At 72.0% G+C, this 13,561-nt stretch carries 14 protein-coding genes; 2 read left to right on the plus strand and 12 right to left on the minus strand.

Going from position 1 to position 13,561, the window contains the following annotated elements; all coding sequences use genetic code 11:
* The 4 genes from DT057_RS30615 to flhA form a co-directional block, all read right to left on the minus strand.
* The coding region (locus tag DT057_RS30615) for a serine/threonine-protein kinase (protein WP_162501557.1) at positions 1 to 966 on the minus strand (966 nt) is incomplete at its 3' end.
* A 119-nt stretch (positions 967 to 1,085) separates the two neighbouring features.
* Positions 1,086 to 1,802, minus strand: coding sequence for a PP2C family protein-serine/threonine phosphatase (locus DT057_RS30620; RefSeq protein WP_128565833.1), 717 nt, complete (start codon positions 1,800 to 1,802; stop codon positions 1,086 to 1,088).
* A 127-nt stretch (positions 1,803 to 1,929) separates the two neighbouring features.
* A complete protein-coding gene (locus DT057_RS30625) occupies positions 1,930 to 2,154 on the minus strand; it encodes a hypothetical protein (RefSeq protein WP_128565834.1) in 225 nt (74 codons plus the stop codon).
* A gap of 165 nt (positions 2,155 to 2,319) precedes the next feature.
* Positions 2,320 to 4,446 carry a flagellar biosynthesis protein FlhA gene (gene flhA, locus DT057_RS30630; RefSeq protein WP_128565835.1) on the minus strand — a complete coding sequence of 709 codons (2,127 nt, stop codon included), beginning with the start codon at positions 4,444 to 4,446 and terminating at the stop codon, positions 2,320 to 2,322.
* Positions 4,447 to 4,801: 355 nt separating this feature from the next.
* Here flhA and DT057_RS30635 point away from each other — a divergent pair, with 355 nt between their 5' ends.
* Positions 4,802 to 5,191 carry a hypothetical protein gene (locus DT057_RS30635; RefSeq protein WP_128565836.1) on the plus strand — a complete coding sequence of 130 codons (390 nt, stop codon included), beginning with the start codon at positions 4,802 to 4,804 and terminating at the stop codon, positions 5,189 to 5,191.
* A gap of 51 nt (positions 5,192 to 5,242) precedes the next feature.
* Positions 5,243 to 6,070, plus strand: coding sequence for a hypothetical protein (locus tag DT057_RS30640; RefSeq protein ID WP_128565837.1), 828 nt, complete (start codon positions 5,243 to 5,245; stop codon positions 6,068 to 6,070).
* A 193-nt stretch (positions 6,071 to 6,263) separates the two neighbouring features.
* Here the strand turns inward: DT057_RS30640 and flbD are convergent, their stop codons facing one another.
* From flbD to DT057_RS30680, 8 genes are all read right to left on the minus strand, one after another.
* Complete coding sequence (gene flbD / locus DT057_RS30645; protein ID WP_128565838.1) at positions 6,264 to 7,631, minus strand: sigma-54-dependent transcriptional regulator FlbD; 1,368 nt, start codon at positions 7,629 to 7,631, stop codon at positions 6,264 to 6,266.
* Positions 7,632 to 7,696: 65 nt separating this feature from the next.
* Positions 7,697 to 8,047 (minus strand): flagellar motor switch protein FliN, encoded by a 351-nt coding sequence (fliN, locus tag DT057_RS30650; RefSeq protein ID WP_128565839.1) that lies wholly within the window; start codon positions 8,045 to 8,047, stop codon positions 7,697 to 7,699.
* Positions 8,048 to 8,072: 25 nt separating this feature from the next.
* Positions 8,073 to 8,693 (minus strand): FliH/SctL family protein, encoded by a 621-nt coding sequence (locus DT057_RS30655; RefSeq protein WP_128565840.1) that lies wholly within the window; start codon positions 8,691 to 8,693, stop codon positions 8,073 to 8,075.
* Positions 8,694 to 8,757: 64 nt separating this feature from the next.
* On the minus strand, positions 8,758 to 9,807 hold the full coding sequence (gene fliG, locus DT057_RS30660) for a flagellar motor switch protein FliG (RefSeq protein ID WP_128565841.1): 1,050 nt from the start codon (positions 9,805 to 9,807) through the stop codon (positions 8,758 to 8,760).
* Between the two features lie 38 nt (positions 9,808 to 9,845).
* Entirely contained in the window at positions 9,846 to 11,486 is a 1,641-nt protein-coding gene (gene fliF, locus DT057_RS30665) for a flagellar basal-body MS-ring/collar protein FliF (RefSeq protein WP_128565842.1), read from the minus strand.
* A 208-nt stretch (positions 11,487 to 11,694) separates the two neighbouring features.
* Complete coding sequence (sciP, locus tag DT057_RS30670) at positions 11,695 to 11,970, minus strand: CtrA inhibitor SciP (protein WP_048436039.1); 276 nt, start codon at positions 11,968 to 11,970, stop codon at positions 11,695 to 11,697.
* Positions 11,971 to 12,081: 111 nt separating this feature from the next.
* Positions 12,082 to 12,762 carry a flagellar hook assembly protein FlgD gene (locus tag DT057_RS30675; RefSeq protein ID WP_128565843.1) on the minus strand — a complete coding sequence of 227 codons (681 nt, stop codon included), beginning with the start codon at positions 12,760 to 12,762 and terminating at the stop codon, positions 12,082 to 12,084.
* Positions 12,763 to 12,842: 80 nt separating this feature from the next.
* On the minus strand, positions 12,843 to 13,561 hold a 719-nt coding region (locus tag DT057_RS30680), incomplete at its 5' end, for a flagellar hook-length control protein FliK (RefSeq protein WP_162501558.1).

A 13,561-nucleotide genomic window follows, 5' to 3' on the forward strand; every position in this document is an offset into this window, starting at 1 on the left:
CCGGAACCCCAGCGTGTAGGTGAGGGCCGCCGCCGCCACGAGGGCGAGGGCGCCGGCCGCGCCCGCCGCGAGCGGCCAGCGCCGCCGCGGCGGCGCGGCCTTGGCGGGCTGGGCCACGCCCTCCCAGAGCGCGGTCACGGCGCTCATGTCGGCGGGCCGGTCCGCGGGGTCCGGCTGCAGCATCCGGGCGAGCACCTGGCGCACGCTCGGCTCGATCTCCGACAGGTCGGGGATCGATTGCCGGCGCTGGACCATGCTCACCTGCGTCCCGGCCATCTCCAGGGGCAGGCCGCGCAGGGCCGCCGCGAGGGTGAGGCCGAGGCTGTAGATGTCGGATTTCGGCGTGACCAGGCCGCCGAACAGGCCGATCTGCTCGGGCGAGACGAAGTTCGCCTTGCCGGCAAACGAGTTGCCGATGACCGTCTCGCCCCCGAACTGGCTGCGGGCGATCCCGAAATCGATGATCTTCGCCTGGGAGTAGTCGCCCCGCGGCAGCAGGATGTTGTCCGGCGAGATGTCGCGGTGGACGATGCCGAGGCGATGCGCCGTCTCGAGCCCGGAGGCCAGGCGGCAGGCGAGGGCCGACACCGCGCGGGGCAGGAGGGGACCGCGGCGGATCACCTCGGCCAGCGACTCGCCCTCGACGAACTCCATGGCGATGTAGGTGCAGCCGAGGTCGGGATCCGTCGACATCAGGTAGTAGCGGACGATGGCGTCGTGGCTGATCCGGCTGAGGGAGGCCGCCTCCTTGCGCAGCAGGGCCGTCGACTTCTCGTGGTTGAGGCCGGTGCCGCGCATCACCTTGATGGCGATGAGCTCGCCGGTCTCCACCGCGCGCGCGCGGAACACGTCGCCCATGCCGCCATGGGCGACCAGCGTCTCGATCTCATAGATGCCGTTGAGACGAACGCCGGGTCTGATGGCCTTGGCTCCGATCGATGAGAACTTGATGACCGTGGAATCCATCGAACGGGCCTCTCACTGCGCCGACATCGGCCGCGTGCGCGTCACCAACAGCCTGTCCTGGACAACGACGACGACGCCCCGCCTTCCGGACGCCGGTGCGATCACGCGTTCCCAGGACCTCATGCGGATACCACGACGACCGTCACGTTGTCGGCAGCTCCCCGTTCCAGCGCCAGGTTGACGAGCTTGCAGCACATCAGGTCGGGCAGAGGCTCGTCGGCCATCGCCAGCATCTCCTCCTCGCTGACGAGATTGTGGAGCCCGTCCGAGCAGAGGATGTACAGATCCCTGGGCTCGATCTGGCCCTGCTCGATATCGATCTGGGCGAACTCGTTGACCCCGATCGCCCGCGTGATCACGTTGCGGCGCGGCCAGGACACGGCATTGCCCTCCGACAGCATCCCCGCATCGATGAGTTCCTGGACCTCGGTATGATCCTTCGTAATCTGCTTGATCTGATTGTTTCTAATCAAATAAATTCTACTATCTCCTGACCATAGGCAAGCGTAGTAACAGGAAAACACCAGCAGTATGGCTACGGTTGATCCGACCGTCTTCCCCGAGGACTGACCTCGCCTAAAGATTTTATCGTTGGCGATCGCGAGCCGGTCCTCTATTTGCTCGAGGAGGTCGGTTGCTGTGCCTGAGTTCGAGAGCCGGGAGAAAGACTCGACGATTGCTTGACTGGCGAAGCGTCCGTCATTGTGCCCGCCCATGCCGTCGGCGACAATAAACACGCCGTGATCCGGGATCAGCAATAGGGCGTCTTCGTTCTGCGATCTGACCAAACCTTTGTCCGTCAGCCCGGACGCCCTCAAGTTGATCTCGGCAATCATGATCAATCTAGCGCTAAATCCACACTGATGGCGCGTATCTAAGTCCCTTTATTCTGATTTGGCAAGCCGAGTCGATTGGTGCTTGACTCTCGGCGTCAGCGGGGCTGTCGGGCTGCCCGGGCGGTCGTCAGGCCACCGTCGCCAGGAGGTCGCGCATCACCGCGTGCAGGCGCGCCTCGGTCTCCGAGCAGGGCGCGCCGACGGCCCGCAGCAGCGCGAGGGCCTCCCGGATCCTCGCCTCGTCCCCCGCCCGCGGCGCGGCGACGACGTCGCGCAGCAGCGCCGTGATGGTCAGCAACTGCCACGTGCGGCTCGCCTCCTCCTGTGTCGCCCGGGATCCCGTCGCGCTCACGGCCTGCTCGCCCCACCCGCCTCGACGCCATAGCGGAGTCCGGGCGCCCGACGCTTATCAAATGCTGCGTCCGACTCCGGACTTTCGTCACTCCTGTCCGGTTCCGGACGATCATCGGGCGCCTCGCCGCGGAGCGCCCGCCGCACCGCGGCGACGCGCCGGGGCTCAGACCGATCCCACCGTCTTCAGGCGCGCCCGCGGGTGGATCTCCGCCTGGCTCATCACCGGCGTCTCGCGGCGGAAGCGCTCGATGATCGAGCGCACGAAGGGCCTCGCCTGGACCGAGGTGACGAGCACCGGCATCTCGCCCATCCGGGCCGCGTCCTCGAAGCGGTCGCGCACCGTGGTGACGAACTCCGACAGGCGCGAGGGCTGCATCGCGAGGTGGCGCTCGTCGCCCTGGCCGACGATCGCCTCCATGAAGGCGCCCTCCCAGGCCGGCGACAGGGTGATGATCGGCAGGATCCCGCCCGGGCCCTGGTACTGGGCGCAGATCTGGCGACCGAGGCGAGCGCGGACGTGCTCGACGATGTCGCGCGGGTTCTTCATGTGGCCCGCCACCTCGGCGATGCCCTCCACGATGGTGCCGAGGTCGCGGATCGAGACGCGCTCGCCGAGCAGGCATTGCAGCACCCGCTGGATGCCCGTGGTGGCGATCTGGCTCGGCACCACCTCCTTGAGGAGCTCGCCGTGCTCCTTGGGCAGCTCCTTCAGGAGCTTCTGCACCTCGACGTGGTTGAGCAGCTCCGAGACGTGGGCCTTGATCACCTCGGTGAGGTGGGTCGAGACCACCGTGGCGGCGTCCACCACCGTGTAGCCCTTGAGCTGGGCCTCGTCGCGCAAGGAGGCGTCGATCCAGGTCGCCGGCAGGCCGAAGGTCGGCTCCAGCATGTGCTGGCCGGGGAGCTGCACCTGGCCCCCCATCGGGTCCATGGCCATGAACTGGCCCGGGAAGATCTGGCCGGTGCCGGCCTCGATCTCCTTGACCCGCACCACGTAGCTGTTGGCGTCGAGCTGCACGTTGTCGAGGATGCGCACGGAGGGCATCACGAAGCCGAGCTCGGCCGCGAGCTGCCGGCGCAGGGCCTTGATCTGGTCGGTGAGGCGGTCCTGGCCCTCGGGCCCGTTCACCAGGGCGAGGAGGGCGTAGCCCATCTCGAGCTTCAGGTCGTCGAGCTTGAGGAGGTCGGTCACGGTCTCCTCCCGCGCCCCCGCGCCGCCCTCGCCGGCCGCGGCGCCCGGGGCGTCGGGATCGACGGGCTTGGGCAGGAGCGCGAGGCGGCGGGCGAGGTAGGCCGCCCCGAGCCCGAGGGCCAGGAAGGGCAGGAGCGGGATGCCGGGCAGGAGCGCGATGAGGAGCATCACGCCGGCCGACATGCCCAGAGCCTTGGGGTAGTTGGCGATCTGGCGCCCGAGGGCCCGGTCGGCGGCCCCGCGCACGCCGGCCTTGGACACGAGCAGGCCCGCCGCCGTGGAGACGATGAGGGCCGGCACCTGGCTCACCAGCCCGTCGCCGACCGTGAGCAGGGTGTAGCTTTTCGCCGCCTCGCCGAAGCTCAGGCCCTGCTGCGCCGTGCCGATGATGATGCCCCCCACCACGTTGATGAAGGTGATGAGCAGGGCCGCGACGGCGTCGCCGCGCACGAACTTCGAGGCGCCGTCCATGGCGCCGAAGAACGAGGATTCCTCCTCCAGCGCCTGCCGGCGGCCGCGGGCGACCTTCTCGTCGATCAGCCCGGCCGAGAGGTCGGCGTCGATCGCCATCTGCTTGCCCGGCATGGCGTCGAGGGTGAAGCGGGCCGCCACCTCGGCGATGCGGCCCGAGCCCTTCGTGATCACCACGAAGTTCACGATGATCAGGATCGCGAACACGATGATCCCGATCAGGAAGTTGCCGCCCATCACGAAGTGCCCGAAGGCCTCGATGACCTGGCCGGCCGCCGCCGTGCCCTCGTGGCCGTGGCCGAGGATCAGGCGCGTCGAGGCGAGGTTCAGCGCCAGCCGCAGCATCGTGGCGATGAGCAGCACCGTCGGGAAGACCGTGAACTCGAGCGGGTTCTCGATGAACAGGCCCGTCATCAGGATCAGCACGGACAGGATGATCGAGACGGCGAGCAGGAGGTCGAGGAGCAGCGCCGGCAGCGGGAAGATCAGCACCACCAGGATGCCGATCACCGCGATCGCCAGCACGAGGTCGCTGCGGCGGGTGAGCCCGACCATGTCGGCTCGGGTCGGCACCGCGAAGGCGCGCAACGCCCCGAGCGCCTGCCCCGTAGCTCCCGCGTCGCTCATGCCGACCACCCGTCCCCGACCCGGCAATTCCTGCCGGGTCCGTGGTTAGCGGCGGGTTAACGCGGCCCCGGCCCCGGGCCGGGTTTTGGCCGGGGCGGGTTCCGGCCCGGGCGGGGCCGCTCCGTCCGGCACAGTAAGTCGGCTATTTGTTCCGCTGCTGTGCACTATCTTCGGCACTGCGGCTTTCGCTATGCAGCAAAAAATCAAGCACATGGTCGGAACCGCTACGGTCACGCTGAAGGCTTGACCGCACCATGTTCCTCCGTCTGCGAAGCTGAACGCTTCGGAAGCGGAACCAAGCGGCGGCATGACGATTGAGACGGTATCGGTTGAACAGAGACGTTTCGAGGAGACCATGCGCACCACTCTCATCACTCTCGCGGCCCTGAGCCTTCTCGGGACCGGGATCGCGCAGGCCCAGACCACCGTCACGGGCGATCCGGCCCGGGATGCCAAGCCCAGCACGCAGTCGCAGGGCCAGGAGGCCGTGACCCGGCCCAACACCGACACGATGGACAAGAGCAATCCCGGCACCACCGGGACGGTGGCGAACGCCCGGCTCGAATCCGGCGCCAACAGCTTCACCGAGGCCCAGGCCCGCAGCCGCCTCGAGCAGGTCGGCTTCACCGACGTCAAGGACCTCAAGAAGGACGACAAGGGCATCTGGCGCGCCCAGGCGATGCAGTCCGGCAAGACCGTGATGGTCGGCCTCGACTTCAAGGGCAACGTCGGCACGGGCCAGTAGCCCTCACCGAGGCCGAGCCCCACACACCCCTCTTCTCAAGGAGCGCGCCCCATGGCGACCCGGACAATCACCGCCCTGTTCGACAGCTACGACGAGGCCTCCGCCGCGGTGCGGAAGGTGGAGGCGGCCGGCGTGCCGCATTCCGACATCAGCATCGTGGCCAACAACGAGGGCGACCGCTACTCGGACCACGCCCGGCGCGACGAGACCGTGGCCGGAACCTCCCACGAGACCGCGCACGACGCCTCGAACGGCGCCGGCGCCGGCGCCTCCATCGGCACCGTGCTCGGCGGCGGGGCGGGCCTTCTCACGGGCCTCGGCCTGCTGGCGATCCCGGGCGTCGGCCCGGTCGTCGCCGCCGGCTGGCTCGTCGCCACCCTGGCGGGCGCCGGCGTCGGCGCGGCGGCGGGCGGCATCATCGGCTCCCTGACCGGCGCCGGCCTGAGCGAGGAGCAGGCCCATTCCTACGCCGAGGGCGTGCGCCGCGGCGGCACGCTCGTCACCGTGCGGGCGGACGACGCCCAGGCCGACCGCGTCACCGGGATCCTGAAGGAGCACGGCTCGATCGACATGGACGAGCGCGCCCGCGGCTGGCGCCAGGAAGGCTGGACCGGGCGCCACGACGAGACCGGCTCGCTCAGCAACCCGGCCACGGTCGCGGGCGCCGAGGTCGGCTCGACGGCGATCGGCGCGGCGGGCTCGACCGCGACCGGCCTCGGCACGGGCGGCATGCCGTTCGCGGCCGGTGCCCCGCCGGCCGCCCAGGCGGTCGACGCCGCGGCCGACCGCGGCATCCTCGCCGGCACCACCCGCGAGCGGCCCGGCATCGAGGACGAGCTGCCGCCGGTCCGCCGCCCGCTCGAGACCGACCGTCGCTGAGGCACGAGTACGGCCCGGACGGGACCGGTTTCCGCACCGGTCCCCGCCCGGCGCCTCCCGGGCGCTTCTAGCGCGCGGGAGGCTGGAGGCCCGGGGGAGGGGCGACGCCCCCAACCCGCCGGCCGGCGCGAGACGCAACGAAGAGCCGCGAAGCCCCCGCTTCGCGGCTCTTCGTCCGTGACGGGCCCGCCCGTCAGCCGTAGGCCGCGAGCGCCCGGGTGTGGCCCGGCTCCGCCACCGCGATGCCGGAGCCGACGTACTCGTTGAGCTTGTTGCGCAGCGTGCGGATCGAGATGCCCAGGATCTTGGCGGCGTGCGTGCGGTTGCCGAGGCAGTGGTCGAGGGTGTCGAGGATCAGGTCGCGCTCCACCTCGGCGACCGTGCGGCCGACCAGCCCCCGGGTCACCGCCTCGGCGGCCTCGGCGGCGCGCGCCGCCGCGCCGACCGGGCCGGCCTCGAGGGCGTCGCCCTCCGGCGAGCGGATCGCCTCGCCGTCGATCTCGGGGCCGCTCGCCAGCAGCACGGCGCGGTGCAGGGTGTTCTCGAGCTCGCGCACGTTGCCGCGCCAGGGCGTCGCGACCATCAGGCGCCGCGCCTCGGCCGAGAGCGGCCGGTCCGGCAGCCCGTTCGCCTCGGCGTACTTGCGGGCGAAGTGGGCGGCGAGCTCCAGGATGTCGCCCGGGCGCTCCCGCAGGGGCGGCAGGCGCAGGTGGACGACGTTGAGCCGGTAGAGCAGGTCCTCGCGAAAAGTCCCCTTGCGCACCTCCTCGGCGAGGTTGCGGTTGGAGGTCGCCAGCACCCGCAGGTCGACTTTGACCGGCTGGCCGCCGCCGACCCGGTCGATCACCCGCTCCTGGAGCGCGCGCAGGAGCTTCGCCTGGAGCCGCACGTCCATCTCGGAGATCTCGTCGAGGAGGAGCGTGCCGCCGCTCGCCTCCTCGAACCGGCCGATGCGGCGGGCGACCGCGCCCGTGAAGGCGCCCTTCTCGTGGCCGAACAGCTCGGATTCGAGCAGCGCGTCGGGGATCGCCGCGCAGTTCACGCTGACGAAGGGCTTCTGGGCCCGGCCCGAGCGGGCGTGGACGTGGCGGGCCAGCACCTCCTTGCCGGTGCCGCTCTCGCCCGAGATCAGCACGGAGGCGTCCGAGCGTGCCACCTGCTCGGCGAGCTTGACGACCCGCTCCATCGCCGGGTCGCGCCAGACGAAGGCGCGGGCATCCGCCGCCACCGCCTCCAGCACCGCCGCGATCAGGTCGGGATCGGGCGGCAGCGGGATGTACTCCTTGGCCCCGGCCTGGATCGCCGCCACCGCGGCGCGGGCGTCGGTGCCGGTGCCGCAGGCCACGACCGGGGTGCGGATGCGCTCCTCGGCCAGGGCCGCCACCAGGCCGCGGACCGAGAGCGAGACGTCGATCATCACGAGGTCGGCGCCGCGGGCGCGCAGCACGTTCAGGCCCTGCTCGACGGCGTCCGCCTGGGTCACGGCGGCGCCCCGGCTCATGGCCATCTTGGAGGCGGTGACGAGCTCGCCGTTCAGGCGTCCGATGATCAAGAGCCGCATCGCTCAAGCACTCCGTGGCCTTCGGGGGCGCCCGCGGGCGCCGCTGCGGTGGTGGGGCGGCCGCGTCAGCCGTCCGCCTTGACGATCTCGGTCATGGTGACGCCGAGGCGCTCCTCGACCAGCACCACCTCGCCGCGGGCGACGAGGCGGTTGTTGACGAAGATGTCGATCGCCTCGCCGACCTTGCGGTCGAGCTCCAGCACGGTCCCGGGGCCGAGGCGCAGGAGGTCGCCGATCGGCATCCGCGAGGCGCCGAGCACCGCCGAGACCATCACGGGCACGTCGAAGACCTGCTCCAGGTCGGCGGCGCTCTTGGCGGCGGCGGGCGCGTCCCGCAGGGAGCCGTGGCCGCCCTGGTCGAAGGCGAGGTCGGCCTCGCTGAGCTGGGGCAGGCCGAGATCGGTGTCGGAGGGCATCGGGAAACCTCGTGAGGAAGTCGGATCAGGACGCCGCCAGGGCGGCGAGGGCGGCGGCCTCGATGGCCGCGCGCTCGCGCACGATGCCGCCGTCGGCCCACTCGATGCGGGCGTCGCCCGGGGCGATGTCGGGATCGCCGAGCACGATCAGGCGGCCCTCGTAGCCGCGCTCGCGCGCGATGCGCGCCACCGCGCCCTGCGTCTCCTCGACGAGGGCGTCGTGCACGCGGATCGCGAGGTGCGGCACTCCGCGCAGGTGCTGGAGGGCGCCGGCCGCCGCCTCGGCCACCGCGGCGACCGGGTACGCGTCGAGGGCGGCCCCCGCCACCTTGCGGGCGAGCGCGAGGGCGAAGTCGAGGGCCTGGGCCTCCCGCTCGGCGTCGCGGGCATCGGCCGCCCCGATCATCGCGCTCGCGGCTAGGACCAGCCGGTTAAGGGCGTCGGCGAGGCGGGCCTGCACCTGCGCCTCGGCCTGGGCGCGGCCCTCCTGGACGCCGCGGGCGTGGGCCTCCGCGGCCGCCTCGGCGCGGGCGGCCGTCTCGGCCGCGGCGGCGGCTTCCGCGAGGGCGCTCGCCTCCCGCGCCCGGGCGCTGCCGCCGGGATTGCGGAAATCGTTGTCGAACAGGAAGCGCTGGGCCTGGGCCATCGGGGCGGGATCGTCTCGGGGGCTGGGGGGGCGGCGGGAGCAGGACGGGATCGCGGGGGGCGCTTCAGTAGACCAGCTCCTCCTCGGCGCTGTTCTTGGCGATCATGATCTCGCCCTTCTCGGCCAGTTCCTTGGCGAGCTCGGTCATCTTGGCCTGCGCCTCGTCGACCTCCTTGAGGCGGATCGGCCCGAGCGAGCCCATCTCGTCCTGGAGGTTCTTGGCCGCGCGGGTCGACATGTTGGCGAAGAAGAAGGCGCGCACCGGCTCCGAGGCGCCCTTGAGGGCGCGGCCGAGCACGTCGCGGTCGACGTTGCGCATCAGGGTCTGGACGCTGCCGGCATCGAGCTTCAGCAGGTCCTCGAAGGTGAACATGAGCTGCCGGATCTTCTTCGCGGTGCCGCGGTTCGCCTGATCGAGGGCGGCGAGGAAGCGGGTCTCGGTCTGGCGGTCGAAGGCGTTGAAGACGTCGGCCATCAGCTCGTGGGCGTCGCGCCGGGTGGTCTGCGCGATGGTCGACACGAACTCGGTGCGCAGGGTCTCCTCAATGTGGCGCAGCGCCTCCTTCTGCACCGTCTCCATGCGCAGCATCCGGTTGAGGACGTCGATGGCGAAGTCCTCCGGCAGGATCGTCAGCACGCGGGCGGCGTAGTCCGAGCGCACCCGCGACAGGATGACCGCCACGGTCTGCGGGTACTCGCTGCGCAGGAACGAGGCCAGGATCTCGGGATCGATCTGGGTCAGGCTGCTCCACACCCGGCGGCCCGACGCGCCCTTGACCTCTGCCATGATCACCGAGACCTGTTCGGGGGGGAAGATCCGCAGGAGCAGCGCCTCGGTGCGCTCGAAGCTCGACGTGATGCCGCCGCTCGACGAGAGCCGCGAGACGAAGTCGACGATCAGCATCTCCACCGTCTCGGCCTCCATCGAGCCGAGCTGCACCATGGCGTGCGTGACCTTCTTGACCTCATCCTCCTCCAGCATCCGCCAGATCGGGGCGCCCTCCTCCTCGCCGAGGAGCAGCAGCAGGGCGGCGGCGCGCTGGGCGCCGGACATCTCGGCGATGCTGCCGCCGGCCATGCCGCGCGGCGAGGCGATCATCGGGCTCGCGGCCATCGCGGCTCAGCTCGGCTGACGGGGGGACGGGGGGCGGGTCATCGGTCGTTGATCCAGTTGCGCAGCACCTCGACCGTCTCGTTCGGGTTGCTCTTCACGATGTCGACCACGCGCTCGATGGTCTGCGCCTGAAGCTTGCCGTTGATCTTGGCGAACTCGACGAGGCGCCTGGCCTCGCTCTCCGGCAGGGCGAGGGGCTCGGGGGGCGCCGGACCGCCGTCGGCGCCGGCGCCGGCTGCGGCGGCCGCCAGCCCCGGGCCCGCGAGGGCCGGCACGAGCTCCTCCGCGGCGACGATCCTGCGCACGAGCGGCCGGACCACCGCCATCAGCACCACGAGGCCGAGGAGCAGGAGGACGGCCATCTCGGCGAGGCGCAGCACGTCCTCCTTGGTCGGCTGGAGCAGGGAGGCGACGAGGCCCTCCTCGCGGAAGTCCGGCACCGCCGGCCCCTCGGCGAAGCGCAGGTTGACGACCTCGACCTGGTCGCCCCGGGCCTTGTCGTAGCCGATCGCCGTGCGCACCAGGGTGGTGATGCGGTCGAGGTCGCCCTGGGCGCGGGGCGCGTAGGCGGGCTTGCCGTCCGGGCCGGGGGCGTAGGCGCCGTCGACCACCACCGCCACCGAGAGGCGCTTGACCCGACCGCCCTCCGTGATCTCCGTGCGGGTGACGCGGGAGATCTCGTAGTTCGTGACCTCCTCGTTCTTATTCGAGGTCTCGCGGCTGGCGCCGCCCTGGGGGGTCTGGTTCGCGCCGGGCAGCTCGTTGCCGACGCTGACGCCCGCCTCGCCCGGCCCCTGGGTCTGCTGGGTCTCGGCCCGGGTCTGGTTCGAGCGCACCACCCGGCTCTCGGGGTCGAAGTTCTCGGACCGGGTCTCGATCCGGTTGGCGTCGAGCTCCGCCGTGACCTGGACCCGGGCCCGCCCGGCCCCGACGATGCCGGCCACGATGCCCTCGACCTGCGCCTGCAGGCGCCGCTCGAGGCCGGCCTGGCGCTCGTCGAGGCCGATGCCGGCGCCCTGCGCGTCGTCGCCCCGGGCCCCGTCGGCGAGCAGCCGGCCGCGCTCGTCGACGATGGAGATGCGCTCCGGCTTCAGGCCCTCCACGGCCGAGGCCGCGAGGTGGCGGATGGCCCGGACCTGGCCGGCGTCGAGGTCGCCGGCGAGCTTCAGGACGATCGCGGCGCTCGGCGCCTCCCGGTCGCGGGCGAAGAGCCGGCGCTCGGGCAGCACGAGGTGGACCCGCGCCGCCTGGACGCGGCCGATGGCCCGGATCGAGCGGGCGAGCTCGCCCTCGAGGGCCCGCAGGTGGTTCACGGTCTGGACGAAGTTCGTCGACGAGAACGCGTCGCCCTTGTCGAAGATCTCGTAGCCGACGCCGCCGGCGCTCGGCAGCCCCTTCGTCGCGAGGTCCATGCGGATGCGGGCGAGGTCGGGGCGCGGGGCCATGATGGTCTGGCCGGCGTCGCCCCGGGTCTCGTAGCGGATGCCGCGGGCCTCGAGATCGCGCAGCACGGCGCCGGCGTCCTGCATCGACAGGTCGGCGTAGAGCACGCCCATCTCGGGCCGCGACACGCGCAGGATCACGAAGGCGAAGAAGCCGATCAGCGTCAGGGTCACGGCGCCCATCGCGGCGAGCCGCGCGGGGCCGAGCTTCGTCACGAGATCGAGAACCGGCTTCACGACGTCACGCACCCGCCACCCGGGGCCGCGCCGGCCCTCGGCAGAAATTGCCGGGTCGTGGTTAGTACCGGGTTAACGCCGGGGACATCGCCCGCCCCGGGGGCCCGGCCCGCCGCCGGGCCGGTCCGGCTCGCGCCGGACGGGGCCGATCAAGCCGGGCCGGCCCGATCACGCCGGGCGGGGGCGGCTCACGTAAGGCGAGGGCGGCTCACTGCCGGTAATGCTGGATGCGCGTCGTGCGCAGCCCGGCGAGGCCGTGCTGCTCGATCGAGTACTGCCAGCTCAGGAATTCCTCGGTGGTCAGCGTGTAGCGCTGGCACGCCTCCTCGAGGCTCAGGAGGCCGCCGCGCACGGCGGCCACGACCTCCGCCTTGCGGCGGATCACCCAGCGGCGCGTGTCGGTCGGGGGCAGGTCCGCGATGGTCAGCGGACTACCGTCTGGCCCGATGACGTACTTCGCTCGCGGGCGATGTGGTTCGGTCATGATACGCTCATACACTCGACTGACCTATCGAGTTCGGAGGCTAGCTATCCGCGCTTAAGATTGCTTGAATCATTTCCCTCGCATGTGATTCGTTCTCCACAGCAATCCTCCTCAGCCCGAGGTGGCGGCGCCGATGGCCTGGACGCCGCTGAGCGGCACGGTCCGGTCGCCGATGGTCAGCACCGGCTCGGCCCCGGTGACGTCGACGCTGCTGATGCTCCCGGAGATCTTCGTGTCGACGCTGACGGTCTGCCCGGTGGCGTCGAGGGCCTGGACCTTCAGGGTGTAGCGCCCGTCGGCGGCGAGCTGCCCGGTCGAGCCGCGCCCGTCCCAGGTGAAGCGCTGGGCGCCGCTCGTCAGCGCCTTGGTCTGGGTGGCGACGACGTTGCCCTTGGCGTCCGTGATGGTGATGCTGGCCTTGGGCACCGCCCGGGCGGCGTTCAGCGTCCAGGCGGCGCTGCCCTTCTCGAGCGAGGTGGTCGAGCCGTCCGCCGTCACGGTCTGGCCGATCAGGCCGGCCGCGGTGGCGGCCGCCGAGGACTTGCTCGCGGTCAGCAGGGAGGCGAGGCGGTCGTTCGTCTTGAGCTGCTGCTCGACGGAGGCGAACTGCACGAGCTGCTGCGTGAACTGGTTCGTGTCGAGGGGGTCGAGGGGGTTCTGGTTCTTGAGCTGCGTCGTGAGCAGGGTCAGGAACTGGCTGAAGTTGCCGGCGATCTGGGTCGAGTCGCTCGCCGTCGAGGTGCCGGTCCCGCTCTGGGCCGACGGGAGGAGGCTGCTGATGCCGGCGGTCATGGGTGCGTTCCCGGGCGGGGCGGCGGCAGGGCCGGCGCCGTGGTGGCGGTGGGCGTCGCGGGGATCGGCCGGGTCATTCGTCAGATCCTGATGTCGAGGCCGTAGCGCCCGCCCGCCGGGCGCGCGACCCGGACGAGGGCGGCCGTCTCGGCCTCCGGGGGCGCCGGCGCGCGGTCCCCGCCCTGCGGCCGGGCCGAGCCGTCGCGGCCGGGCGTGTTCTGGCCGCCGCCGTCGCGCAGCGAGAAGCTGAGGCCGCTGTCGGAGGCGGTGAACCCGGCCTGGCCCAGGGCCTGCTCGAGGCTGCCCGCGTCGCGTTGCAGCAGCGCCAGGGTCTCGGGCCGCTCCACCACCAGGTGCGCCCGCACGGCCCCGTGGGCCCGGTCGATGTCGAGGCTGACGTCGATGCGGCCGAGATCGACGGGGTCGAGGCGGATCTCGAAGCGGTTGCTGCCCGCGAGCGCCCGCATCCCGATGGTGATCGGCACCGCGCCGAGCGGGGCTGCGACCGAGGGCGGGGCGGCGCCGGATCCGGCGGCCGGGGCCGACGGACCCGCCTGCGCCGCGGATGCCGGGTCTTGCGCCGCGGGCGCCAAGCCTTGCGCCGCCTGCGCCGCACCCTGGGGCAGCGAGATCTGGACCGTCGCACCCTGGAGCGCCTGATCCTGCGCCGCCGATCCGTCCGGGAGCGCGAAGGCCGCGCGCGCCGCCTCGGCGCCGGACGCGTCCCCGGTTGCCGCCTGCGCGCGCCCCCCGGCCCTCGGCGCGGCGCCCGAGGCGGCCCCGTCCGGGCTCGCCGCGG

The organism is Methylobacterium crusticola (assembly GCF_003574465.1).
In the GTDB taxonomy this organism is placed as follows: domain Bacteria; phylum Pseudomonadota; class Alphaproteobacteria; order Rhizobiales; family Beijerinckiaceae; genus Methylobacterium; species Methylobacterium crusticola.